The organism is Arthrobacter sp. 2RAF6, assembly GCF_052115205.1.
Lineage (GTDB): Bacteria > Actinomycetota > Actinomycetes > Actinomycetales > Micrococcaceae > Arthrobacter.
In genome coordinates this window covers 1-601 of record NZ_JBFRGF010000120.1, presented here as the reverse complement: position 1 = coordinate 601, position 601 = coordinate 1, and the positions used below count along the sequence as shown (strand labels likewise).

Here is a 601-nt window from a genome sequence, read left to right as displayed (position 1 = left end):
AACACGATCCGGTGCCTCACGGCGGGGTCGTCGGTGAACTTCACCAGGTCCTGGATCATTTTCTTGCCGGCGTCGTCCGCGGGGTGGGACTTGCCGGCGATGACCAGCTGGATGGGGTGCTGGGGGTGCAGCAGCAGCGCCTTGAGCCGTGCCGGGTCGCGGAGCATGAGGGTCAGGCGCTTGTAGGTGGGCACGCGCCGGGCGAAACCGATCGTGAGCACGTCCGGGTCCAGCACGGTGTCCGTCCAGCCCAGCTCCGCATCGGCCGCCCCGCGCTTCTTCCACGCTGCCCGGAGCCGACGCCGGACATCCTCGACGAGGGACACTCGAAGTTCCCGGCGCAGCGTCCACACGTCCTCGTCGCTGACGTTGTAGGCGAGGTCCCAACGGCCCATGGCCTCGGCCTCGCTTCCAAACTGCTGGCGGGCCAAGGCAGAGATGCGCGGATCCACCCAGGTGGGTACGTGGACGCCGTTGGTGACGGAGGTGATGGGGATTTCGGAGTGGTCGAAGCCTGGCCAGAGCCCGGAGAACATCTCGCGGGAGACCACGCCGTGGAGTTTGGCCACGCCGTTGGCCCGCTGCGCCAGGCGCAGCCCCA

Annotated in this window: 1 protein-coding gene; it reads right to left on the bottom strand. The window is 68.6% G+C overall.

The features are described from left to right. A partial coding sequence (glgP, locus tag AB4Z38_RS25765; protein WP_441432344.1) for an alpha-glucan family phosphorylase occupies positions 1-601 on the bottom strand: 601 nt, incomplete at both ends.